The organism is Halomonas binhaiensis (genome assembly GCF_008329985.2).
Classification (GTDB): domain Bacteria; phylum Pseudomonadota; class Gammaproteobacteria; order Pseudomonadales; family Halomonadaceae; genus Halomonas; species Halomonas binhaiensis.
In genome coordinates this window covers 227,522-252,184 of sequence record NZ_CP038437.2, presented here as the reverse complement: position 1 = coordinate 252,184, position 24,663 = coordinate 227,522, and the positions used below count along the sequence as shown (strand labels likewise).

Genomic DNA, 24,663 nt, shown 5'->3' with positions numbered 1-24,663 from the left:
ATGACCTTTTTTCCCCGCTCCTTTCTCATCCTCCAGGGCCCATGCTCGAGATTCTCGGAGACGCTGGCCTGTGCCCTTCAAGACCAGGGGCATTGCGTCGGCGTACTTAACTTCAATGGTGGGGACCTGCTCTATCGCTGGCGTCTGGGACAGCGTATTTACCGCCACTCAGCCGACGCTCTTGGAGAATTCCTCCACGACCTGTATTCACGCGAGAGTATCACTGACCAGCTGTTGTTCGGCGACCAGCGTCCTGTACATCGTCCGGCGACCACCCTGGCTCCGTCCTTCGGCATTCACAGCCATGTTTTCGAAGAAGGCTACCTGCGGCCTTTCTGGATCACCATGGAACAGGATGGCGTCAATGCGCACTCCCGACTGCCTCGCAATGCCGACTGGTACCACGAGGCCTTTGCCCGACTAGGGCCAGCTCCCCAGCCACAGAGATTCCACTGCGCCTTCTGGAAACGTGCGACACACGATGTGATGTATCACCTGGCGGGACTGGCGAATCCCGTTGTTGCGCCAGGTTATCGCACCCACGCACCGGTCACGGCACCGGTAGAGTTCACCGGATATATCAGGCGCTTTGCCATGTTGAAATGGCATAAGCCGCGTGATGCTGAACGCATCAGGCAATTGATGGCCAGCAAGCAGCCTTATTTCGTCCTGCCCCTGCAACTCAATGGAGATGCCCAGATTCGCCAGCATTCTCCCTTCCGGGACATGTGCAGCGTGCTCGACCTGGTGATGGGCTCCTTTGCCCGGCATGCTCCCGGAGACGCTCGACTGGTCATCAAGAACCATCCCCTGGACATGGGCCTGATGCCATACCGGCGGCATATCGAGGAACTGGCACAGCATCTGGCCATTCAGGATCGTATCGACTATCTCGAAAGCGGTGACTTGAATCACCTGCTGAGACACGCCCAGGGCATGGTCACCGTCAACAGTACCAGCGGCATCGTGGCGCTTGAGCACGATCTGCCAACACTGGCCCTGGGCGATGCGATCTACGCTTTTTCCGGCCTGACCCAGACAACATCACTCGACGATTTCTGGCGCCACCCCCAGCCTCCGAACAAACGCCTGTTCAACGCCTTTCGCCAGACCCTGCTGCATACTGTTCAGCGCAACGGCGGCTTTTATTGCCAACAGGGCATCCGCCTGGCGGTTGCCAATTGCTTGCCAGACCTGAACGCAGAAGTTTCACCACTTGAGGAGTTGCTGTCATGCCTGCCCAATGCCGCCTGATCCTGATCACTGGCGCCACCGGGGCAATCGGAGGGGCCCTGGCGCGTCGTTATGCAGCCGAGGGGAGCGCTCTGATACTTCATGGCCGTCAGACAGAAGTACTGGCCTCGCTCGCCAACGAGTGTTCTCGACTGGGCGCAAAAGACGTCTCGCTCAGCAGTGCCGTTCTCACCAACCCTGACGAACTCGGCACCTGGTTGGATAGCCTCCCCGAGGTCCCCGATATTGCGCTGTTATGTGCAGGGATGAACACAGGCATCGAAACCCCAGATGACCTGGAAGATGAAACCAGTTCCGGCACCTTACTCGACATCAACCTGCGCGTTCCCATGCGGATGACCCGTTTGCTGGCACCACGCATGCAAGCCCGCGGCAGTGGTCAGCTGGTATACCTGAGTTCTCTGGCTGCATGGTTCGGGTTACCCGTCACGCCCAGCTATAGCGCCAGCAAGGCAGGCATCAAGGCATACGGGGAAGCCATGCGCGGCGTCCTGGCGCCTCATGGTGTTGGTGTCACAGTGGTCATGCCGGGATATGTCGATTCTGCCATGGCCAGGGCAATGCCTGGCCCAAAACCGTTCCAATGGACACCGGAACGCGCCGCCAGAGCCATTCAAAGAGCGATTGAGCACAACCAAGCCCGCTTAAGCTTTCCTATACCACTCAATATAGGAACCTGGTGTCTGGCCCTTTTACCTGCCCCCATTTCCCACCGTCTGGTGAAATGGTTCGGCTACGGAGTCCCCTCGTGATACTGCAGTTACTCCTCCCGTTGTGCCTGAGCCTCATCATCAGCTTGGCATGCGAATCCCTGGTGCAGCCCAGACCTGCACCGCTGTTGCTGCGGCCACGCGTCACGCTGTACATCCACATTGCTACCTGGCTACTGCTGTATGCAACGGCCTTTCTTGTGCTTCAGCGTGGCTGGCTGAGTGCAGGCCTGTTGAACGTCCTTCACCTCGTCATCGTGCAATCTTGTCGCAGCAAGTGGTCGAGCTTGAGGGAGCCTTTCCTGGTACAGGACTTCGAATATTTTCTGGATGCCATTCGTCATCCGCGCCTTTACGTGCCATTTTTCGGCCTGGGCCTGGCCATTGCGGCCAGCACCTCCGGCTTCCTGGCATTCGCTGCCTTTCTATGGTGGGAGCCTTCCCTGGTCTCGACCCATGGTGCCGGTTCCTTCTTGACCAGTGTTGCTGTCATCGCTGCCGTGGGTGGCCTGCTTCTACCGTTTAGCCTCCGCCGTCGACCAGAGATCATGCTGCAGCCAGAGAATGACCTGTACCGACTGGGCCTGATCAGTTTCTTCTGGGCCTACGGCCTGTATCCCAGACGCGCCATAGACCCGGTCAAGACACCTGCCTGCTTTCGCCACCCAGACAGACAGGCTGTCACGACCTCCTCCCTGCCCAATATCGTGATCGTGCAGAGTGAAGCGTTCTTCGATCCGCGCACATGGCAGCCAGCCCTGGCTCAGGATCTGCTGGGTCACTGGGATGCCCTGAAGGCAAGCAGCCATGCACATGGAGAGCTGTCGGTTCCCGTCTGGGGAGCCAATACCGTGCGTAGCGAAACCGCCTTTCTGACAGGCCTGAGCGGCAGCGACCTGGGCATGCACCAGTTCAATCCATATCGGCAACTGGCCAAGCAGCCGGTCCCGAACCTGGTGGCCTCTCTCAAGCGCCTCGGCTATCGCTGTGTTGCTGTACACCCGTATCCCGCGACGTTCTACTGTCGTGACCAGGTCATGCCGAAGCTCGGTTTCGATGAATTCATCGATATCGCTGACTTCGACCATAGCGACAGGAACGGACAGTACATTGGCGATGCTGCCGTGGCACGCAAGGTACATACCCTGCTGGCATCAGCTACGGATGCGCCTTTGATGGTTTTCGTCATCACCATGGAAAACCACGGCCCCCTCCACCTGGAAACCGCTGATCCGGCATGGCTGCAGCGTCTTCCGGAGGAGATAAGCGGATGCCTCGAGCCAAAGGACGCCAATACCCTGGCCGTCTATCTGCGTCATCTGCGCAATGCCGACCATATGGCCAATGAGTTGAGTCACAGCCTGAGCCAGCAGCCCCGACATGGGTTGATGTGCTGGTACGGAGACCATGTCCCTATCATGGAAGGCGTCTATGAGGCGCTCGGGGCACCCTCCGGACACAGCCATTATCTGCTTTGGAGCACGTTACCTCCCCGTTCCAGAGAATCCATCGATTCTGAAGTAGCAGAACATCCCACCAATATTGAAAATCTTGCCGAACGCTTGTGGCAGGACCTTGCACTATTCAGCCAGCCCCGTGACCCGGCAGAGAGCGTCGAATCACATGGCACTGAACAACAACGAATTGAGTTACAGGAGCAGCGATGACAAGGCGTGTAGCGATCATTGGAGCCGCTCACCGGTTTCCCGCAGCCGACGGCGAGTCGTTCTGGGAAAGCCTCAAGAATGGAACTGACCTTGTCACCGAGGTGGACCGTCAACGTTGGGACCATGAGATCTATCAACACCCCAACCGCCAACATCCCGGTACCAGCGTCACCTTTGCCGCAGGCAGCCTGGGAGAAGGCATCGGTGAATTCGACGCCACCTTCTTTGGCATTTCGCCTCGTGAAGCCGCCCATATGGACCCGCAGCAGCGCATGCTGCTCGAACTTGCCTGGGAAGCGACGGAGCATGCCGGAATCCCCGCATCGAACATGCGGGGGTCTCGCTGTGGCGTCTATCTTGGCATTTCGAGCCTCGACTATGCCTATCGCCATGCCGATGACCTGGAAGCGCTCGACTCGCCATCTGCCACCGGCAATACTTCCAGCATTGCGGCCAACCGTATTTCATACGTATTTGACCTGAAGGGCCCAAGCATGGCGGTGGATACCGCCTGCTCATCATCGCTGGTCGCATTCCACCAGGCCTGCCAGGCAATTCGCGCCGGCGAATGTGACACCGCTCTGGCTGGCGGCGTCAGCCTGCATCTGCACCCCTTTGGTTTCATTGTCTTCACCAAGGCCAGCATGCTCTCGGCCAATGGCCGCTGCCGTGTCTTCGACGAATCGGGCGACGGCTATGTGCGCTCGGAAGGTGCTGGGCTGTTTCTGCTCAAGGACTATGACCAGGCACTTGCCGACGGTGATCGCATTCTCGCTGTCGTCGCGGGTACTGCGGTCAATACTGACGGCCACAAGACCGGCCTGACCGTACCCAATCCGGATGCGCAGATCGCACTGATGCGTCAGGCCTATGCCGACGCCGGAATCGATATCGAGGATATCGACTATCTCGAGGCCCATGGCACCGGTACCGCCGTCGGTGATCCCATCGAGACACACGCCATCGGCCACGCCCTGGGCATGGCTCGTTCACGTCCCTTGCCGATAGGGTCGGTCAAGAGCAACATCGGCCACCTGGAAACTGCCTCCGGCGTCGCCGGCCTGGCCAAGGCGCTCTACAGCCTGATGCATCGGGAAGTTCCAGCAACGATCGGCATCCGCAAGCTGAACCCCCACATCAAGCAAGATGAGTGGAACCTGGATATCGTCACCGAGGCACGCCCGCTTCCGGCGGAAGGTACACTGACCATCGGCGTGAACTCCTTTGGCTTCGGTGGTGCCAATGCCCATGTCATTCTGCAGTCCCCCCAGGAGGCACAATCCACAGCGGGCCCTCAACATTCGGCCGAGGCACACAGTGCGCCAGCATCCAGCGAAGAGGTAGCGGAAAGGCGCCTGCCACTACGCATTTCGGCCCAATGCGACAACGGCCTGCGCGAACAGGCCTCGCGCCTGGCTGATCTGCTCGAACATGGTTCGGACAGTCTCTACGACATCGCCCATGCGCTGGAAACACAGCGTGCGCAGCTCAAACATGGCGCCGTCATCATCACCAATGATCGTACCCGGGCATGCTCTGCCTTGCGTGCCTTTGCCAAGCGCGAGGACAGCCACAATGAAGTGATTGCCCTGCAGCGCCAGAGCGATGCGCAGGGTCCGGTATTCGTCTATTCCGGAAATGGCTGCCAATGGGAAACCATGGGACGGGCCTTGCTGGATCACTGCTCGGTATTCCGTGCCACCATCGATCAAGTCGATGAACTGTTTCGCCCACAGGGCAACTTCTCGATAAGAGAAGAACTCGAGGGCCTCAACGGCAACGAACGATTCGAGCGTACCGAGATCGCCCAACCCGCCCTGTTCGCCCTCCAGGTGGGCCTGACAGAGTCATTGCGCCACTGGGGCATCACGCCTTCCGCGGTCGTCGGACATAGCGTCGGTGAAGTCGCAGCAGCATGGGCATGCGGCGCCCTGAGCCTGGAGGATGCCGTTGCTGTCATCACCCAACGAAGTCATTTCCAGGGGCTGACCAAGGGCAAAGGGGTCATGACCGCTGCGGTGATGGATGCCGAGAGTGCCCGCACCTGGCTGAATGACCCACGTTTCAAAGACATTGCCCTGGCAGGAGACAACAGTGTCCGTGGTGTGACCTTGGCAGGCCCCAAGGCCAGCATGGAGGCTCTGGAAGAGTGTCTGGTCGAGCAGCAGATCGCCTGCTTCCGTCTGCCGCTGGACTACGCCTTCCACAGTAGCGCCATGGCACCGATCGAGCAGAATGTCATCAGCGCTCTGGCGGACATCTCACCGCGTGCATCAGAGATACCGCTCTACTCCACTGTTTCTGGCGACGTCTTCGATACCAGTGCTCTCGACGCCAACTATTGGTGGCTGAACATTCGCCAGCCCGTACGCTTCACCGAAGCACTTCGCCAGTTGCTCGATGCCAAGGCCAATGTGTTTGTCGAGATCGGCGCCCATCCGGTACTGAAGCGCTATCTTCAGGATGCCCAGAAAGACAGCGGCCATGCCTGCACCATCATTTCTTCGCTGCAGCGCGATGGGGACAGTGTCCGGGACCTGCACAAATGTCTTGGCCAGCTCTGGCTGAGCGGAATAGCACTGAATACCCACAAGGTGTTCCCCATTACCGGTCGTTTTGTGGAACTGCCGCATTACCCTTGGCAGCGCCAACAGCACTGGATGCCGGGAACCGGCCATAAATGGGGGTTGATCGACCGTCACCTTGAGCACCCCTTGCTCGGTTACCGCCAAGCACTTTTCGATGGTGTCGATAAGTGCTGGCAGAGCCAGCTCGATATCGAGCGCTTGCCATGGCTGGCCGACCATAGTGTCGGTAATGCCCCCGTTTTCCCGGGTGCAGGCTATGTGGAAATGAGCCTGGCAGCGGCCATCCATCACCGCGAAGCACAGAAGATCGAGCTGGAATCCCTCGAAATCCTGGCACCGATGATGCTGGACGCGTCCCATGGGCGACGCTCTCGATTGCGTCTGAACAGGCACCAAGGGCACATACATATTGAATCGAGGGATACTCTGGAAGCAGGTGACTGGCAGCTCAATGCCAAGGCCCGGGTTCTGACCGACAGTCTCGGCACCCTGCTGGAAAGAGAAGCTCCCACACTCCCCCTGCGCCAGCCTGATGTCAGTCTGCAGCAGCACCTGGCCATGGCCAGCAAGGTTGGTCTCGACTACGGCCCAGCTTTCCAGGCGCTGGAAGGCATCTGGCGCGAAGGTGACACGATCATCGGCCAGTTTGGAGAGATTTCCCGTCCGGAAGAAGCTCTGCAGCACCTGTCGCCTGGCCGGCTTGACAGTGCGTTCCAGCTATTCTTGCCATTGCTGGCCGACAGCGAGGCAGCCGCCTCGGGCTTCGCTTTTGTCCCGGTACGCATCGATCGTCTGCAGATGCGCACTGATGCAGGCCTGCCAGTGCTCGCCACAGCGACATTGCGCAAGCGTGCACCACACTCATTCACGGCGGACTTCAGCCTGTTCGATGCCGCCGGCATGTGTGTGGCTCATCTCGATGCCACCCGCTTCCGCCTGGTGCGCCTGAAACAGACGAGAAGCACCAGCCTCAGCTTCGTTGCCAATGTGCTGACACCTGCACCGCATCCTCATGCGCAGGCCACCATGGCATGGGATGCCGTCGACGACAGCCTCGGTCGGTTGGGTGACAGCGTCGCCCTGGCCACTCGGTCACGCTATGCTGAGGAGCTCAACCCACTACTGGACCGCCTCAGCGAAGCTTTCGCCGATCAGGCCCTGGTCGCTCTCGGCCATGCCGAACGCCTGGAAAAGGCCGACCTTGACCACTATCACGCGCAATACCCCGGCACCGCCCAGCAATGGCATCATCTGCTCACGCAGTTGGAAGATGCCGGCATCCTGGTAAGCGACGACAGCGGCTGGACGCGCCAGCCCAACGACGAGGAGCCATCGTCTCAGCAACACCCACAGATACGCCCGGAAGCCATCTGGCAGATGATGATCGGTGAATACCCCGACGCTCTGCCACTGATCCAGCGCGTCGGGCGCCATGGTCTCAATCTACTTGGACTGCTCCAGGGCGCTATCGAGGCAGACTCACTTGATCTGACCCCTGAACACCTGGCTGCTCTCGCGCCTCATACGCTTTCCACCCAAGGCTGGGCATCTCTGGGAGAGCACCTGTGTGCAGCCCTGCAGGAACACATCGCCGGCCTGGCAGTCGAGCAGCGCCTGAGCATCGTCGAGGCCGGTATTGCCGTGCCCAGACTGGGAGAATGGTTCAGCAGGCTCCTTGATGCAGACCGCGTCGATCTCGCCCTGCTGCCCAGTGATGATGACGGCCTGCACCATGCCTCACGCCTGAAGGAAAGACACCCCCTGATACAGGTGGACTCTCTCTCCGATGACACAGCACCATCGGCCCAGGCTCAGTTCGCGGTTATCTCACTCAGCCCGGAATCCCGGGAAACGGTAGGCCAGCAGCTATCCCAGCTCTCGCGCCACCTGAAACCCGATGCCAGGCTTCTGGTGCTCTACACGCCGCCAAGCCATTGGTGGGATAGTCTGTGTGCCAGCCCTGGCCTCGACAGCCTCCATGGCAAGAGCTGTGAAGCGGAAGACTTGCAGGACCTGTTGGAGCAATGGAGCTCGGCCCCTATACAGCGGATCTCCCTCGAGCAGGCCGACCAGGGAATGCAGCTGTATTCCATACAATTTTCTCCTTCTTCCACCGCCCGGGCGGAGCTTCTGTCACAGGAGGAGCTTCTGTCACAGGAGGAGCTTCTGTCACAGGAGAAACCTTCAGCGCATGACGAAAACGTCAACGATGAAGCATCGGGCACACTGGAAGCTCACTACTTGCTGATAGGCAACAGTGAAAATGCGGCCCTGGCCCAGAGCCTGAAGACAGCCCTTCAAGCCAATGGCCTGAGTGCCACATGCTGCGACCCGGACGCTCTCGCCCGGGAAGAGCTGTCACTGGATGAGATTGCCCCTGAGGCGTCTTCCCTGCATCTGATTGACCTGAGAGGCCTGTCCAGGGCCAGCGACGAAACCGAGCAATGCACCTGGCTGGCGACCTGGGTGAGGCTGCTTGAAGGACTCGAACGGCCCCATCGTCTATGGATCATGACCCAAGGAGTTGCAGCATTGCTGCAGGTCCACAAGCCCCTGGTCGATGCTGTATCAAGCATGCCTCTGGCTGCAGCCAGTTGGGGCTTCGCGCGATCCATGGCCAACGAAATCTCCTATAGTCACGTCACGCTGGTAGATACACCACCATGCAGCGACAGCAAATGGTCTTCTGCTCTGCTGCAGGCCATGAGCAATGAGCTGAGCCACCCCGATAATGAAACGGAGCTGGCCTACGACGCCGAAGGACGGCGCTATGCCGTACGCTTGCGTGTCATGCCGCAGCCATCCCCGGCTCAAGTCCCGGCAGGCACGCTTGATGATCCGGCAGACACGCTTGATAAAGAGCCAGGCAAGCTCACCGCTTCCACGGCCGAGACGCAACAACTGACGGTGACCCTGCCAGGGCAGTTGCGTCACCTGGCCTGGAAGGCTCGGCCACTTCCCGAAGTCGGGGCTGACGATGTACAGGTGCAGGTCCGGGCGACCGGTCTCAACTTCCGTGATGTGATGTACACGCTGGGGCTGCTGTCCGATGAAGCCATCGAAAATGGCTTCGCCGGAGCAACCCTGGGCCTCGAATTCTCGGGCGTCGTCGAACGCGTCGGCAGTAACATCACCGATCTGTCGCCAGGCGATAGCGTGGTGGGCTTTGGTCCCAACAGCTTCAGCGAGCGCCTGGTGGCATCTCGCAGCGCCCTTACCGCCCTGCCAGCCGGTATCGACTTTGCCGCCGCGGCCACCATTCCCACGACCTTCTTCACGGTCTATTACGCTCTCAAGCACCTCGCCCAGGTAGAGCCAGGAGAACGCGTCCTGGTTCATGGTGCGGCCGGTGGCGTGGGACTTGCCGCCATTCAGATTGCCCGCTGGCTGGGCGCCGAGCTCTATGTGACAGTCGGTAGCGAGGAAAAGGCCGACTTCCTGCGTCTGTATGGCGTGGAGAGAATCTACCATTCCCGCCAGCTTACCTACGCAGAGGAAATCCTGCGCGATACCCAGGGAAAAGGCGTCGATGTCGTACTCAACTCCCTGGCAGGAGAAGCCATCGCACAGAACTTTCGTGCTCTTGCGCCGTTCGGTCGCTTCCTGGAGCTGGGCAAACGCGACTTCTACGAGAATACCCCTGTTGGTCTGCGTCCATTCCGCAACAATCTGAGTTACTTCGGTATCGACTCCGATCAGTTGATGAAGGAAAAACCAGAACTCACCGCACGGCTGTTCCGCGAGATGATGGCCTTGTTCGAGGACGGTACCCTACATCCCTTGCCCTACACCGCCTTCGATCACCATCGCGTGATCGAGGCGTTCCGCTACATGCAGCAGGCCCGCCAGATCGGCAAGCTGGTCGTCACACGCGAGCCCCAGCAGAGCCTTGTTGAAGAGCAGCCTCGCCGTGAAGACGAAACGCAGGCTCCCCCAACCGCCTTCGCTCTGGACCGCCAGGCCAGCTATCTCGTCACCGGCGGGCTCTCCGGCTTTGGCCTGAGCACTGCGGAATGGCTTGCCAGGCGCGGGGCGGGACACCTGATCCTGCTCAGCCGTCGAGGCCCGGCCAGCGAGGAAGCACAGCAGGGTATCGAGCGCTTGCGTGCGCTCAATGTCGAAGTGACTGCGCTGGCCTGCGATATCACCGATCGAGATGAACTGGCCGCGGTCATTGCCGACTGCGGCACCACGCTGCCTCCGTTGAAGGGCATCGTGCACGCTGCCACCGTGATCGACGATGGCCTGATCCGTCATCTCGACCGCGAACGTATCGAGCGAGTCCTGGCCCCCAAAATTCTCGGCGCCCGGAACCTGCATGAACTGACACAGCATCAGCCTCTTGACCTGTTTGTGCTCTATTCTTCCGCCACCACGCTGTTTGGAAACCCTGGCCAGGCCAACTATGTGGCCGCCAACTGCTGGCTGGAAGGACTTGCCGCCTACCGCCGCCAGCAAGGGCTGGCAGCGACCTGCGTGTATTGGGGAGCCATCGAGGATGTGGGCTTCCTGGCCCGCAACACCCGCACCTTGGAAGCTCTTCAGGAGCGTCTCGGAGGTTCGGCATTGCAATCTGCAGCGGCGCTCGACACCCTCGGCCAGCTTCTGGCCACGCAACAGTCCCACGTTGGTGTCCTCGAGCTAGACTGGCATGCCCTTGCACGCTTCCTGCCGACGGACCAGGCACCCCGCTTCCACGAACTGTCCACCGCGGCAGGCGACAGCGACGAACATCACGATAACGGTAGCGAGCTGCTGGAGCAGTTGCAGTGCATGACAGCGGAAGAGATGCACAGCACTCTGGTCAGCGTATTGCGCAATGAATTGGCCACTATCCTGTTGATCGATCCTGAACAGATCGACAGCCAGCAGTCAGTCTACGAACTGGGATTCGATTCGCTGATGGGAGTAGAGTTGATGACGGCCATCGAGGCACGACTGAAGATCCAGTTGCCCGTCATGGTCATGAGCGAAGCCACCAGCCTGGATAAACTGGCTCAGGTGCTCGTGCGCAAGCTGACACAAGGTGAGAGCGAGGAAGAGGATGGCGCAAGAAGCGCCCTGGCTCTGGCCAATGCCCACGGCAGCGTGGAAGCCGTGGCTATGATTACCGAGGAACCAGCACAATGAGTACGACACAATTGAGTTCAAGACAACTGGATTCAAGACAACTGGATTCAAGACAATGAGTACAGGGGATCGACAGCGTCTGAAACAGCAACTGCTGCAACAGCGCTCCCCTGCGCAACGCACTCCGCCATCACGGCGGAAGGGAGAAACCTCATCCTATGCTGACAAGGCAGCACTGACACGTTTCGACACGCTGCCCCAGTATCAGCAGATCACCATGATCCGGGAAGGCGCCCGGCACCTGGGGCTGGATGACCCTTTCTTTCGTCCCCATCAGGGCATCGCTGGCGCGACCACCCATATCGGTGGGCGTGAGTTGATCAACTTTTCCAGCTACAACTATCTCGGCCTGGCCGGCGATGAACGTGTGATAGCGGCAGCCAGCCAGGCCATGACTGAATACGGCACCACTGTCTCGGCCAGTCGCATCGTCTCGGGAGAGCGGCCCATTCACCGCCAGCTCGAACGTGCCATTGCCGACGCTTACGGCTGTGAGGATGCCGTGGCATTCGTCAGCGGTCATGCCACCAATGTGTCGACCCTCGGTGAGTTGATGGGTCCAAAGGACCTGATCCTGCATGATGAATGGGTCCACAACAGTGCCGTCGTCGGTGCACAACTTTCCGGGGCCAAGCGCGTATCCTTCAGCCATAACGACACCAGCGCCCTGGAAACCCTACTGGAGCGCCATCGCCATCAGTTCGAGCGTGTCATCATCGTCATCGAGGGGCTGTACAGCATGGACGGCGATGCACCGAACCTGGGAGCTCTCATTGAGCTCAAGCAGCGCTTCCAATGCTGGCTGATGGTGGATGAAGCCCATTCCTTTGGTGTTCTCGGCGAACATGGTCTGGGCTTGAGAGAACACTTCCAGGTCGAAGCCAGGGAAGTGGACATCTGGATGGGCACCCTGAGCAAGTCGCTGGCCAGCTGCGGCGGCTATATCACCGGCTGTCAGGCCCTGGTGGACACGCTGCGCTACTTGGCTCCCGGGTTTCTATACAGTGTCGGCCTCCCTCCTCAGCTTGCTGCCCCGGCCCTGCGTGCGCTGGAATTGATGCACCAGGAGCCAGATCGCATAGCACGCCTGCATCAGATTTCAGGCTATTTCCTTGAACAGGCCAAGGCGCAGGGGCTGGATACTGGCAAGAGCATCGGTGCAGCAGTCGTACCGGTCATTATCGGCAGCTCACTCAAGGCTGCCCGGTTATCCCAGCACCTCTTCGAGGCGGGAATCAACGTGCAACCGATTGTCTATCCGGCTGTACCGGAACGAGCCGCACGTCTGCGCTTCTTCCTGTGCAATGAACACACGCAGGCCCAGATTGATTACACCATGGAGCAATTGCGGACCATAATTCCCAAAATCTAAGTATAGTTGTCTGCAAAATATCGGCTTATTGTCCCCAAAAGCATTCAGAAAAATCTCACATAAACCATGGCATGTCGCGGGCAAATCCTGCGCCTGCACCAGAATGGAAATAATACCGTCATCGCTTATGCATATTATTACCCTGATTGGCCACACCCTTTCTGAGAAGCGCCATAAATCATCGCTTTTTCAGCACTTTATCGCATCATAAGAGTGCAAGGCCCTGGTCAATAAGCGCCAAAAATGTCGAGCAACATTTTGTTTCACAAGTTGCATTTTGTAATTCATAGCAACAACCCAGCACTCGCCATATGGCCTATACAAACACGCATTCCCTATTCTAGTATGGCGTCATTCTATCGGCCCCTTGCTCAGTGATGAGGAGTGCGGGAATCACCAATGAAAAGCTAATGAACGACCATAGGCAAAGCAGCTTGCTTATTCCATGCCAGCCTGAACGATAGCTTATGAGCTTGTAAAAAAGACTAGGACAGGCAGTCCATTGCACTGCCAAGGAAAGGGATTTCTCGTGCTAATTGCAGGTGGCACTGCTGCATGATGTGGCAAATACGTTTTTCAATCATGGTTGGTACGGCTTTCGATACTCTGGCACTCATTTACTGTTCTGCCCGTATCCGTTTTGTCCAGGCAGCGCTGACTGTGATGGGGAGCCTTTCATCTGGCAGGCACCGCACCTGCTTTTCCGGTGTCGTCACGATCCCTTTCAAGCCGTATAGCAAGCATCAGCGGCCTTATCGCAACCAGCATCAGCCCGGTGGCACGGAGCTTCGATGCTAGCCCTGCCCCTCTTTGTTATTCCGACGCACGACAGGGCCTCCCTGCCAGCAGATCTCGTCGTCGTTGATTTTCCATTTGTCTGGTCGTGCTGGCCGACAGGTTCAGACATCAGACCATCATTGCGCAATCGCGGGAGTCGTTAATGAGCAGCTTTATCGAGCCGATACGCCAGGCACTGATCGACGGTGCCGTCGAGGCCGGCAAGGCCATCCTCGAGATATACGACGGGGAAATCCAGGTCGAAACCAAGGGTGATGATAGCCCCCTGACCCAGGCTGACCTGGCCTCGCACCGGCAACTGGAGGCCATGCTCCAGGAGCTGACACCGGATGTGCCGGTGCTGTCCGAGGAGTCTGGCGATATTTCCTATGCCGAGCGCAGCCAATGGCAGCGCTATTGGCTGGTCGATCCGCTGGATGGCACCAAGGAGTTCATCAAGCGCAATGGCGAGTTCACCGTCAATGTAGCCCTGATCGAGGAAGGCGTACCGGTGTTCGGCATCGTGCATGCTCCGGTGCTGGATGCCACCTGGTACGGCGAACAAGGACAGGGGGCGTTCAAGATCGAGGGTGGCAGCACGACCCGGATTCACGTGCGCACCTTGCCTGAGCCCAACACCTCAGCATGGAAGATCGTCGGCAGCCGTTCCCATGGTTCGGCGGAATTCGAGGCGTTCTGTGAGCGCTTGCCGGAGCATGAGCGAGTGTCCATGGGCAGCTCCCTGAAACTGTGCCTGGTCGCTGAAGGCGCCGCTGACCTGTATCCACGCCTGGCGCCCACCAGCGAGTGGGATACCGCAGCAGCCCAGGCCGTGGTCACGGCGGCGGGAGGGGAAGTCCTCAATGCCGAAACCCTGGAACCGCTGCGCTGCAACCAGCAGGACAGCGTCCTCAACCCCTTCTTCATCGTGTGTGGTCAACGTGATGAACGCTGGACCGAGGCGCTGGTACAAGCCCTAGCCAACTAAATTCCCTTTTCGTGGCCGTGACACCTGCGCGCATTGCTGCACAGGAAGAATGGCCACCACCTTGGCTTTCAACCTTGGATATTGGATATGGAAATTACTCCAGAGCGTCAAACGCACCTCAAGCAGCTCGAAGCCGAGTCCATTCACATCATTCGTGAAGTGGCGGCCGAGTTCCGCAATCCGGTGATGATGTATTCCATCGGCAAGGACTCCTCGGTCATGCTGCATCTGGCCCGCAAGGCCTTCTATCCGGGGACTCCGCCGTTCCCGCTGATGCACGTCAACACCACCTGGAAGTTCAAGGAGATGATCGCTTTCCGTGACCGCATGGCCGACGAGGCCGGCATGGAGCTGATCGAGCACATCAACCAGGAAGGTGTCGAAGCCAACATCAATCCCTTTGATCACGGCAGCGCCAAGTACACCGACATCATGAAGACCCAGTCCCTCAAGCAGGCCCTGGACAAGTATGGCTTCGATGCGGCCTTTGGTGGCGCCCGCCGCGACGAGGAAGCCAGCCGCGCCAAGGAGCGCGTGTTCTCCTTCCGTGACAAGCATCATCGCTGGGAGCCCAAGAGCCAGCGTCCGGAGCTGTGGAACATCTACAACGCCAAGGTCAACAAGGGCGAGTCCATCCGCGTGTTCCCGCTGTCCAACTGGACCGAGCTGGACATCTGGCAGTACATCTATCTGGAATCCATTCCCATTGTCCCGCTGTACTACTCCGCCAAGCGTCCGGTGGTGGAGCGCGACGGCATGCTGATCATGGTCGACGACGAGCGCCTGCCGCTGGAAGAAGGCGAAAAGCCGCAGGAAGTGTCTGTCCGTTTCCGTACCCTGGGCTGCTACCCGCTGACCGGCGCGGTGGAGTCCGAGGCTGCCACGCTGCCCGAGATCATTCAGGAAATGCTGCTCACCCGTACCAGTGAGCGTAGCGGTCGCGCCATCGACCACGACCAGGCCGGGTCGATGGAAAAGAAAAAGCGCGAAGGTTATTTCTAAGGGAGCGGGAACATGTCACATCAATCCGAACTGATTGCCGAAGATATCGAGCAGTACCTCAAGGACCACGAGAACAAGGACCTGCTGCGCTTCATCACTTGCGGCAGCGTGGATGACGGCAAGTCGACCCTGATCGGGCGCCTGCTGCACGACTCCAAGATGATCTATGAGGACCAGCTGGCGGCCATCACTCAGGCCTCCAAGACCAGCGGCACCACCGGTGACGAAGTCGACCTGGCCCTGCTGGTGGACGGCCTGCAATCTGAGCGTGAGCAGGGCATCACCATCGACGTGGCCTATCGCTTCTTCTCCACCGACAAGCGCAAGTTCATCATCGCCGACACCCCTGGGCATGAGCAGTACACGCGCAACATGGCCACCGGCGCTTCCACCGCCAGCCTGGCGGTGATCCTGATCGATGCCCGTCATGGCGTGCAGACCCAGACCCGTCGTCACAGCTTCATCTGTGACCTGCTGGGCATCCAGCACCTGGTGGTCGCGGTCAACAAAATGGACCTGGTCGAAGGCTCGCAGCAGCGTTACGACGAGATCGTCGAGGAATACCAGGAAATCGCTGCCAAGCTCAATGCTCCGGACATCCGCTTCGTGCCGATGTCGGCACTGAAGGGCGACAACGTGGTCAACCGCAGCGAGGGCATGGCCTGGTACGAGGGGCCGACCCTGCTGGAACTGCTCGAGAGCGTCGAGATCACTCACGACCAGAACCTGCGCGACCTGCGCCTGCCGGTGCAGTATGTCAACCGTCCCAACCTGGACTTCCGCGGCTACTGCGGCACCCTGGCTGCCGGCGTGCTGACCCCGGGCCAGACGATCCGCGCCCTGCCGTCCGGCAAGACCTCCACGGTCGAGCGCATCGTCACCTTCGATGGTGATCTGTCCGCCGCCTATCCGGGGCAGGCCATCACCGTGACCCTGGCCGACGAGATCGACATCTCCCGCGGTGACTGGATTGTTGCCGAGCAGGACGAAGTACCGCTGGCCACCGCCTTCGAAGCGGACATCGTGTGGATGCACGAGACCGCCCTGGAAACCGGCAAGCTCTACGACATCAAGCTGGCGACCCGCGACCTGGCCGGCAAGGTCTCGGCGATCGACTTCCAGGTCGACGTCAACACCCTCGAGCACCGTCATGCCGACCACCTCGACCTCAACGCCATTGCCCGTTGCCAGGTCGAGCTGACCGCACCGGTGCCGGTCGATGACTACCGCAGCAGCCCGGGCACCGGCAGCTTCATCATCGTCGACCGCCTGACCAACATCACCGTTGGCGCGGGCATGATCCACCAGCCGCTGAACAGCGAGCTGCCCTACGAGTTCCGCGAGCACGACAGCAAGGCCAACGTGGTGTGGAACCGCACCAGCGTGACCCAGGCCATGCGCGAGCAGATCAATGGCCACCAGGGCAAGTGCGTGTGGTTCACCGGTCTGTCCGGCTCCGGCAAGTCGACCCTGGCCAATGCCCTGGAAGTCGAGCTCAACCGTCGCGGCTATCACACCATGCTGCTGGATGGTGACAACATCCGCCATGGCCTGTGCAAGGACCTCGGCATGAGCGAAGCCGACCGGGCCGAGAACATCCGCCGTGTGGGTGAAGTGGCGCGCCTGTTCGCCGAGGCAGGGGTGATCGTGATCACCGCCTTCATCTCGCCGTTCCGCAGCGACCGCGATACCGCCCGGGAGCTGTTCACCGAAGGCGGCTTCATCGAAGCCTATGTGGCCACGCCGCTGGACGTGTGCGAGCAGCGCGATCCCAAGGGGCTGTACCAGAAGGCCCGCGAAGGCAAGATCGGGGACTTCACCGGCATCAACAGTCCCTATGAAGTGCCCAAGGACGCGGAAGTGGTGCTCAAGACTACCGAGTACACCCAGCAAGAGCTGGTCAGTCAGCTTGTGAAGAGCTGCCTGTAAGATGTGAGACCGACCCTCAGCCACCCCGTCTATCGGGGTGGCTGAGGCTGCCTTGCAGGGGCCACGTACCTTTCCCTCCCTTCTCCCTGCTTCTCCTCTCTGCTTTTCCCGCATGCCTTCCGGCCTATCTGCCGGTCATGATGTTGCCGTTCTTCGCCAGTCTCTCCTGTGCGCTTTCCACCTCATCTCCCTCCTATTTCACCCCCGATTTTCCTGCGCCTCCTGGTGATGCTGAAGACCAGAGAAGTCACGGCGCCCAGGCTTGCCATCACGCTGACCGAGTCGGCACAAAAAATCACTCTCCGTAACGAACTATTGCCGGAAGGCCCGACCTAACACATCAGGTTTTTAGAGGACATCATATGGACAAGAGCCTTCACGATGCTGTGCTGGCAGCCAACCGTTTCGGGCTAGGTGCCAGACCCGGTGATCTACAGGAGATCGCTCATGACCCCAAGGAGTGGGTGCTGTCGCAGTTGGAAAATCCTGCATCACCACTTGATGCGTTACAGGGCCTGGATGACAGTCCAACCTACCTGAATCGCTATGCCGAATTCCGCAAGGAATTTCGTGCCGCACGCCAGCAGGCAGCGCAGGACAAGAATGCCGACGTCCCGGTGTTCACCAAGCGTTTCGGTCGCGACTTTCGTGCCGAAACCCAGCTTCGCGCCCGCCAGCAATGTGCCACCGACTCGCCCGTGCACGAGCGTCTGGTCATGTTCTGGAGTAACCACTTCACGGTATCCGCCGAAAGTCAGGATGTGCACATGGTTGCAGGCTCCTTTGAGCGCGAAGCCATTCGCCCCCATGTATGCGATGACTTTGCCTCTCTCCTGCTCGGTGTAGAACAACACCCGGCCATGTTGCTGTACCTGAATAACGAGGTTTCCATCGGTCCTGATTCAGCGGTGGGTCAGAGGCGGGCTCAACGCAAGGCTGACCTGCCTTCCGGGATCAATGAGAACCTTGCCCGCGAGATCATGGAGCTACACACCCTCAGTGTGGATGGCGACTATACCCAGCAGGATGTGATTGAACTGGCACGAGGCCTGACCGGGTGGCGAACGCCCATGCAAGCACCGAATGCCAGCGGCACGCGTGAATTGAGCCCTTTCGGCAGTGTCTATCAACATGCTGCCCATGAACCCGGCAACCGTGAACTTCTGGGTCAGAGCTTCGACCAGGAAGGCCTGGCCCAGGGGCGTTCCATGTTGCGCTTTCTCGCCAGCCAGGAAGATACCGCCAGGTTCATTGCCACCAAGCTGGCCCGGCATTACGTTGCCGACGAACCTCCTGAGCAACTGGTTGAGCATCTGGTAAAGGCCTATCAGCAGAACAAGGGCGAACTGATGCCCGTCTACCGGGCACTGTTCACTCATGACCTGGCTTGGCAGAGCGAAACTCGCAAGTTCCGCCGCCCGGACGAATACCTGATTGCCATGTATCGTGCCCTGGACGAGCTTCCAGGGGACGATGACAACCACTGGGGGCGCGAACTTCGCTTGCTGGGACAGACGCCATTTGCACCACGCGCGCCCGCCGGCTGGGGAGATACCGCCAGGGACTGGGTTGGAGCGGATGCCCTGTGGAAACGGCTGGTCATTGCCCAACGCCATGCAGCCAAGCTGGACCCGCAACGCGACCCGATGGAACTGGCACAGGACAGCCTGGGCCCGCAGTTGAAAGAGGCAACCGCTGTCGCCATCAGCCAGACCAATCCTCGCCAGGGTACAGCGATACTGCTGGCCAGTCCGGAATTTCAGTGGCGCTGATGGCGTCTTTTCAGTGTTCAGGAGAGAACTCTTATGTTAACTCGACGCCAGTTTCTTGCCCGCCTGGCCGGTGGCTGCAGCCTGTTGATCTGGCCGGGATTGACGACCCTTGCGGCCGATGCTTCCGAGCACCCACAACGCTTGCTGGTGGTACTGCTGCGTGGCGCCATGGATGGGTTGGGAGCGGTACCCAGCTACGGTGAACCACGTTTCGCGGAACTACGTGGGCCATTGGCTTTGCCTGACTCAGGCAAGAACGCCATTCTCAAGCTGGACGACAACTTCGCCCTGCACCCTTCCATGGCATATTGCCATCGACTCTTCGAGCGCCAGGAGTTTGGTATCGTGCATTCCTGCGGGCTGCCGTATACCGGGCGTTCGCACTTCGATGCCCAGGACTGCCTGGAAAACGGAAGCTCCTCGCCAGACGGCAGCAACACCGGCTGGCTAAATCGCGCAGTGGCCGAGATGCAAGGTGCAAAGGGGCTCAGCATAGCCTCTGCGCAACCACTGATGGTGCGAGGTGATGCACCTTTCGTCACCTGGTCACCCACTCCAGGCAAGAGTGGCGGCCCCACCGTGCTTGCCAACCACCTCGCCGACCTTTACGCCGAGGACGCCAACCTTTCCGAGGCCTTTGCCCAGGCTCTGTCTTCACAGCAGATTGTGCCCGACTCCCCCGCTCACGGCGGACAGTTGGCAGGAGCCATGCAATCTGCCGGACAGTTCATGGCGGAAGAAAATGCCCCCCGGGTCGTCATGGTTCAGGACACGGGTTGGGATACCCATGCCCAACAGAATGCCGCACTCGGGCGCAAGCTGGTCGAACTCGACACCGGCATGAAGCAGTTGCACGAGTCATTGGGAGATCACTGGCAGCACACCGCTGTTGTCGTTGTCACCGAATTTGGCCGTACCGTTCGCATCAACGGGACCAAAGGGACTGACCACGGTACCGCCAGCAGTATCCTGCTGGCCGGAGGCGCCATCAAGGGTGGCAAGGTGCATGGCGACTGGCCGGGACTGTCGAAGCTGCAGGAAGACCGTGACTTGATCTCGGCACAGGACATGCGCAGCGTCTTGAAGGGTGTCCTGCGCGATCATATGCAAATCGATGCAGATGCCCTGGATAGCCGGGTCTTTCCTGAAAGCCGCGATATAAAAGCCATGGAAGGACTCGTTGCCTGAACACCATACAGGCGCTGCCACTCTTTCCTATGCATTGATGACTATGCATTGATGACTATGCATTGCCTGCCACAAGGTCCGCGCTGCTGCGTGGATCCTGTGCCTGACAGGCACGGTCCTGATCGCTGATATTCATATCAAGGAAAATGCTTTCAAGGAATAAAAAGCATAATTTATATTCCAAAACATATTTATCAGCGACCCATAGGCCCACCATGAACTTCCAGCAACTGCGCATCGTACGTGAGACGGTGCGCCAGGATTTCAACCTCACTGCGGCCTCCAATGCCTTGTTCACCTCCCAATCCGGTGCCAGCAAGCATATACGCGATCTAGAGGGCGAGCTTGGTGTCGAGCTCTTTGAACGGCGTGGCAAGCGCATTCTGGGTCTCACCGTAGCCGGCAGGGAGCTGATCGAGGCCGTCGAGCGTATCCTGCTGGACGCAGATAACCTCAAACGCTCGGCTGACCAACTGGCGCATGAGGATCAGGGCAACCTGGCCATCGCGACAACGCACACCCAGGCCCGCTATGAGCTGCCCTCCATCATTACTCGTTTCAAGCAGGCCTTTCCCAAGGTTCACCTGGAGCTTCACCAATGCAACCCTGATGAGATCGTCTCGATGCTCAAGGCCGGCAAGGTGGATATCGGCATCGCTACAGAAGCGCTGCATGAACATGGCCAACTGTTCGTATGCTTCCCTTTCTACCACTGGCACCATGCGGTAGTGGTGCCGGAGGGGCACCCACTGGATGACGGCAATCCACTGACCCTGGAAAAAATCGCGGAACACCCCATCGTGACCTACCACGAAGGCGTCACTGGCCGCGCCCGTATCGACGAGGCCTTCGCCGCAGCGGACCTGAGTCCAGACATCGTCCTGACCGCACTGGATGCCGACGTGATCAAGACCTATGCCGAACTCGACCTGGGCGTGGGCCTGGTCGCCTCCATGGCCTATCAAAAGAAGCGCGACAGTGGCCTGGCCCTGCTCGACACCGGCACCTTGTTTCCACGCAACACCACTTACCTGGCTCTCCGCCGAGGTCATTTCCTGCGTAGTTATGCCTACCAGTTCCTGCAGCTTTGCAGTAGTGAACTGAGCGAAGAGACGGTGCAACAGGCGTTGGCCGGTAGCGACGCCTGACGAGGAATAGCGCCAGCAGCCAATAACGAGTGGCGCCCTTTCAGGCAGCCGCACTTCAGACAGGACTTTGAACCCTGGTTTTTAAAGCATGAGTTTTAAAGCATGGTCTTTAAAGCAGGAGTCTTAAGCATGAGTTTTAAACCCCGGACGTTAAACTCGGGGCTTGAAACCTGAGACGTTAAACCCGGGCTTTACCAAAAGAGGCCTTTAAATCGAAGACGCAAAGCCAAGAGAAGACTTATCACCAGGAAGGCTCTTGAATGAACCGAGGGCGCTTAAACAGAAAGTCTCAAGGATTCGCTTTCAAGGTAGCCTTCAAAGGGCAGCCGAGGCCGGAACTTGCATATAGCATTCCTCCACCAGACTGCCGCTGATCAGCACGCTTCCTGTACGCTGGGCAAGCTCAAGCTCGGTAGGTTGTTCGACCCCGCTCCACCAGACCTTCAGCCCGCTAGCCAATGCTTGCTGATGCCAACGCTTATCGCCAAATGCCTGGCTTTCCGGAGTCACCCAGTGCACGCCACATTCCTTCAGTTTCTGCCAACCGGACTCTCCCACGGCACTTGGCAGCTCGTGGGCCAGCAGGATGTACCCTCGCTGATGGAAACTCTGAGCCGCGTGCTGAACATGAGCCTCTGACAATAGCAGATCTCCTCTCAGACGCAGCACCATCTGTCCAGGGCTGACCCCCAGGCGGGCCAGCAAGGTCTCGAACACCAGGCCATGCGATGCTTCCACTGCCTGTATATGGCGCCAGTGCACATCCACCACCAAGGGAGGTGCCTCCACTGTGTGCCGCGACAGGTGATGCAGTGCATGCAGCACTCGCAGGAAACGGTCGAGGAAGACGACGTCTTCCTTGTCCCAGGCCAGGAAATACAGATCTTCGACGCTATACCGGCGATGACGCTGTCCCACGACTCGGATATTGCTTTCCCAGCCAGCCACTGCCTGAGTCGTCAGGTCCAGGATGGGCTGCTGGTAAGGCTGCAGCGACATTCCGCCCAGCTCGGCTGACACCCGCCCGGCCCGGTAATGAAAATACGCATGACGCTGCAGGCTGGCCCGGGGATTGAGGGTTTCGAGATGAGTATTGAAATAGTCGACAACTTGGGTCAGTGGCATATCCTTTTCCTCCATGATCCGATTCCACATGGCCATTGATGGAGTCACTGTCTAGCGATGGCTCTTCCTTGCCGATAGATCCTTAGCGATAACTCCTCCTATCAATAGCCCCTTCTCATCGGTTGCTCCGTCACAACTGATCCAAGAACTACTTTAAAGCCAAATGACACAGAGTCTTAATCTGTATTCTTCATTTGAAAACCAAAGGATCATCATAAGAGCATCATGAATATACAGACAAAATAAAACAACACTTTCCCACACCTGGGCCGAGATTATCTCGACCCAGGAAGTCAGAAGAAAACAGGTTTACTTAAGAAACACAAAACACAACTATTCGGTGTATAGGAAGGAACATCATCTAAATAAAAACAACACCGTCTACATGAAAGATAACGTCATACATATGAAAGGCAACATTCTCGCTCCAGCATTCTTACTCCACTTACTCCCGTACTCTTACTCCAGTACTGTGCCATCATATGCAAAACCGATATGACGCTGATGGAGAAAGCCAGATTCGCTCCTGATATCGATGGCGTTACTCCGTCATGGCAAGCGGTCCCTGATGGTGCTTCTTGCCTTTCTGGAAGCCAGCCTTCCTCGCCTTGGGCGAAGGTCGTTTGCCATGCGCAGGTGCTGCGGAACGCTCGCCCGGTCTATTGCGTTGCTGGACGCGCGCAGCTAAAGCAGCACATTTTTCTTCCAGTTTCAGCACCCTACGTGCCAGTGCATAGCGGCTTTCGTCTTCTGCCAGAATGGTGGCTTGGTCGTGCAGTTCGTAGTGATTCATATTCTACTCTCCAGAAAGTGCCTACCCCGTAATGATTCTCAGCAGGAGTTTTACTTCTCCATTTTCCGGGGAAACACAAAATCGGTATAAAGGTGATAGCCCTACTGGCTATGGTGTCCTTTTCTTTGCCTCAAGCTGTCTTGAAGGCTGTACGTTTACCCTAGCGCACTGAAGCACTGTTTCTTAGTCAGTATTATTCGATTGAAAATCACTAAAAGTGATATGTGAATAATATCTGTCAGAAAGACATTGGTATCTTTCAGTCCTTCGCTATCTCCAGATGTCATTTCGTTTCATGGCTTGTGTCAGGATGGCGTCCTGCGATGACGATTTCCGCTTGTACATCACCTTCACCTCCCACGACACGGGAGTGCAGTTCAGGCTCCAGATAAAAAGGAAACGAATGCGGGAGAAGTATGTGTAAAGGAAAGAAAGGGGCAATGGCAGAAAGGTCTTCCCGGCAGTGCCAAGGTTGCAGGTAGGACAGCATATTCTTCAGCAAGTTTAAATAGGCGCATGCAAATTACACATTTCATGCACAAAGCCGAAGTCCCCTTTATCTCTGATCTCGCCCGTGATCAGAGAACCACTGCCGCGAATACATGCCCTTGGTGGAGAGCAAAGCGACCACGGCAATGGCGAAAGCCAAGCATGTCGGGAAGAGAATGGTTGACCAGGCGGGCCTCGAAGCAACCATCATCAATGACGATGATCTCTACATCGGAGAACTCCAGAAACTGCCTCGCCAAGGGATAGTAGCATTTGTAGAAGCTTTCCTTGGCGCTAAAGATCACGTTGGCAACGAAGGCAGCAGGAAGCCCCGCCTGCACGCCACCCTGCAGCTCTGCTGGCGAGCAGATGAGTTCCACCTCCTTTCCCAAGGGAGTCAGCACCTCAGCATCAATGCCCACGCCACGAACTTTCGCCTGCCATGCCACCGCTGCGGCACAGTAACCATCGCAATGCGTGATACTGCCTGTCGTGCCTGGCGGCCATTGAGGCACTCGATCAGCATCACACAGTAATGGGCGGGGCGTTACGCCGAGCCGTGCCAGGGCGGCCCGTGCACAAGCCCGGCCCGCGGTAAACTCCCTGCGTCGGCCGGGGAATGCCCTCGCTATGCTTGTGGCCTCGTCGGGATGCAGATAGCCCTCCCACATCCCGTCTTCCGCCTCCACGACAACCACATCGCAGGGCAACAGCGTGTGCAGCACCTGCCG

Annotated in this window: 14 protein-coding genes; 11 read left to right on the top strand and 3 right to left on the bottom strand. The window is 58.5% G+C overall.

The annotated features are described in order from the left end of the window. The 11 genes from E4T21_RS01115 to E4T21_RS01065 all read left to right on the top strand — a co-directional run bounded on the left by E4T21_RS01115 (position 1) and on the right by E4T21_RS01065 (position 21,525). Positions 1-1,254: a capsule biosynthesis protein gene (locus tag E4T21_RS01115; protein WP_149282757.1), complete on the top strand. Its 1,254-nt coding sequence runs from the start codon at positions 1-3 to the stop codon at positions 1,252-1,254. After that, the gene (locus tag E4T21_RS01110; RefSeq protein ID WP_149282755.1) at positions 1,233-2,006 is read left to right on the top strand and encodes an SDR family NAD(P)-dependent oxidoreductase; all 774 of its coding nucleotides are present in this window, start codon (positions 1,233-1,235) and stop codon (positions 2,004-2,006) included. Before E4T21_RS01115 ends, E4T21_RS01110 begins: the two co-directional genes overlap by 22 nt. Then, positions 2,003-3,631, top strand: a complete 1,629-nt coding sequence (locus tag E4T21_RS01105; RefSeq protein WP_187775079.1) for an LTA synthase family protein — start codon at positions 2,003-2,005, stop codon at positions 3,629-3,631. The genes E4T21_RS01110 and E4T21_RS01105 overlap by 4 nt, the downstream gene beginning before the upstream one ends. Further along, entirely contained in the window at positions 3,628-11,349 is a 7,722-nt protein-coding gene (locus E4T21_RS01100; RefSeq protein ID WP_149282751.1) for a type I polyketide synthase, read from the top strand. Before E4T21_RS01105 ends, E4T21_RS01100 begins: the two co-directional genes overlap by 4 nt. Before the next feature lie 55 nt (positions 11,350-11,404). Continuing rightward, positions 11,405-12,721 (top strand): aminotransferase class I/II-fold pyridoxal phosphate-dependent enzyme, encoded by a 1,317-nt coding sequence (locus E4T21_RS01095; RefSeq protein WP_149282749.1) that lies wholly within the window; start codon positions 11,405-11,407, stop codon positions 12,719-12,721. A 940-nt stretch (positions 12,722-13,661) separates the two neighbouring features. Next, entirely contained in the window at positions 13,662-14,486 is an 825-nt protein-coding gene (gene cysQ / locus E4T21_RS01090) for a 3'(2'),5'-bisphosphate nucleotidase CysQ (protein ID WP_149282747.1), read from the top strand. An 87-nt stretch (positions 14,487-14,573) separates the two neighbouring features. Then, positions 14,574-15,488, top strand: a complete 915-nt coding sequence (cysD, locus tag E4T21_RS01085) for a sulfate adenylyltransferase subunit CysD (RefSeq protein WP_149282745.1) — start codon at positions 14,574-14,576, stop codon at positions 15,486-15,488. Positions 15,489-15,500: 12 nt separating this feature from the next. After that, positions 15,501-17,417, top strand: coding sequence for a sulfate adenylyltransferase subunit CysN (gene cysN / locus E4T21_RS01080; protein ID WP_149282743.1), 1,917 nt, complete (start codon positions 15,501-15,503; stop codon positions 17,415-17,417). Positions 17,418-17,779: 362 nt separating this feature from the next. After that, complete coding sequence (locus E4T21_RS01075) at positions 17,780-19,189, top strand: DUF1800 domain-containing protein (protein WP_149282741.1); 1,410 nt, start codon at positions 17,780-17,782, stop codon at positions 19,187-19,189. Between the two features lie 33 nt (positions 19,190-19,222). Continuing rightward, entirely contained in the window at positions 19,223-20,377 is a 1,155-nt protein-coding gene (locus E4T21_RS01070) for a DUF1501 domain-containing protein (RefSeq protein WP_149282739.1), read from the top strand. A 215-nt stretch (positions 20,378-20,592) separates the two neighbouring features. Next, positions 20,593-21,525 (top strand): CysB family HTH-type transcriptional regulator, encoded by a 933-nt coding sequence (locus E4T21_RS01065; protein WP_149282737.1) that lies wholly within the window; start codon positions 20,593-20,595, stop codon positions 21,523-21,525. A 315-nt stretch (positions 21,526-21,840) separates the two neighbouring features. Here E4T21_RS01065 and E4T21_RS01060 read toward each other — a convergent pair whose 3' ends face one another. The 3 genes from E4T21_RS01060 to E4T21_RS01050 all read right to left on the bottom strand — a co-directional run bounded on the left by E4T21_RS01060 (position 21,841) and on the right by E4T21_RS01050 (position 24,657). Beyond that, positions 21,841-22,650 (bottom strand): hypothetical protein, encoded by an 810-nt coding sequence (locus E4T21_RS01060; protein ID WP_149282735.1) that lies wholly within the window; start codon positions 22,648-22,650, stop codon positions 21,841-21,843. Between the two features lie 541 nt (positions 22,651-23,191). After that, the gene (locus E4T21_RS01055) at positions 23,192-23,443 is read right to left on the bottom strand and encodes a hypothetical protein (protein WP_149282733.1); all 252 of its coding nucleotides are present in this window, start codon (positions 23,441-23,443) and stop codon (positions 23,192-23,194) included. A 578-nt stretch (positions 23,444-24,021) separates the two neighbouring features. After that, a complete protein-coding gene (locus E4T21_RS01050; RefSeq protein WP_149282730.1) occupies positions 24,022-24,657 on the bottom strand; it encodes a 4'-phosphopantetheinyl transferase family protein in 636 nt (211 codons plus the stop codon). Positions 24,658-24,663: the final 6 nt, after the last annotated feature.

Coding starts and splice junctions, on each gene's coding strand:
- cysQ (WP_149282747.1), top strand. CDS start 13,662: ATGAGCAGCTTTATCGAGCCGATACGCCAGGCACTGATCGACGGTGCC.
- cysD (WP_149282745.1), top strand. CDS start 14,574: ATGGAAATTACTCCAGAGCGTCAAACGCACCTCAAGCAGCTCGAAGCC.
- E4T21_RS01110 (WP_149282755.1), top strand. CDS start 1,233: ATGCCTGCCCAATGCCGCCTGATCCTGATCACTGGCGCCACCGGGGCA.
- E4T21_RS01065 (WP_149282737.1), top strand. CDS start 20,593: ATGAACTTCCAGCAACTGCGCATCGTACGTGAGACGGTGCGCCAGGAT.
- E4T21_RS01100 (WP_149282751.1), top strand. CDS start 3,628: ATGACAAGGCGTGTAGCGATCATTGGAGCCGCTCACCGGTTTCCCGCA.
- E4T21_RS01095 (WP_149282749.1), top strand. CDS start 11,405: ATGAGTACAGGGGATCGACAGCGTCTGAAACAGCAACTGCTGCAACAG.
- E4T21_RS01075 (WP_149282741.1), top strand. CDS start 17,780: ATGGACAAGAGCCTTCACGATGCTGTGCTGGCAGCCAACCGTTTCGGG.
- E4T21_RS01115 (WP_149282757.1), top strand. CDS start 1: ATGACCTTTTTTCCCCGCTCCTTTCTCATCCTCCAGGGCCCATGCTCG.
- E4T21_RS01070 (WP_149282739.1), top strand. CDS start 19,223: ATGTTAACTCGACGCCAGTTTCTTGCCCGCCTGGCCGGTGGCTGCAGC.
- E4T21_RS01055 (WP_149282733.1), bottom strand. CDS start 23,443: ATGAATCACTACGAACTGCACGACCAAGCCACCATTCTGGCAGAAGAC.
- E4T21_RS01060 (WP_149282735.1), bottom strand. CDS start 22,650: ATGCCACTGACCCAAGTTGTCGACTATTTCAATACTCATCTCGAAACC.
- cysN (WP_149282743.1), top strand. CDS start 15,501: ATGTCACATCAATCCGAACTGATTGCCGAAGATATCGAGCAGTACCTC.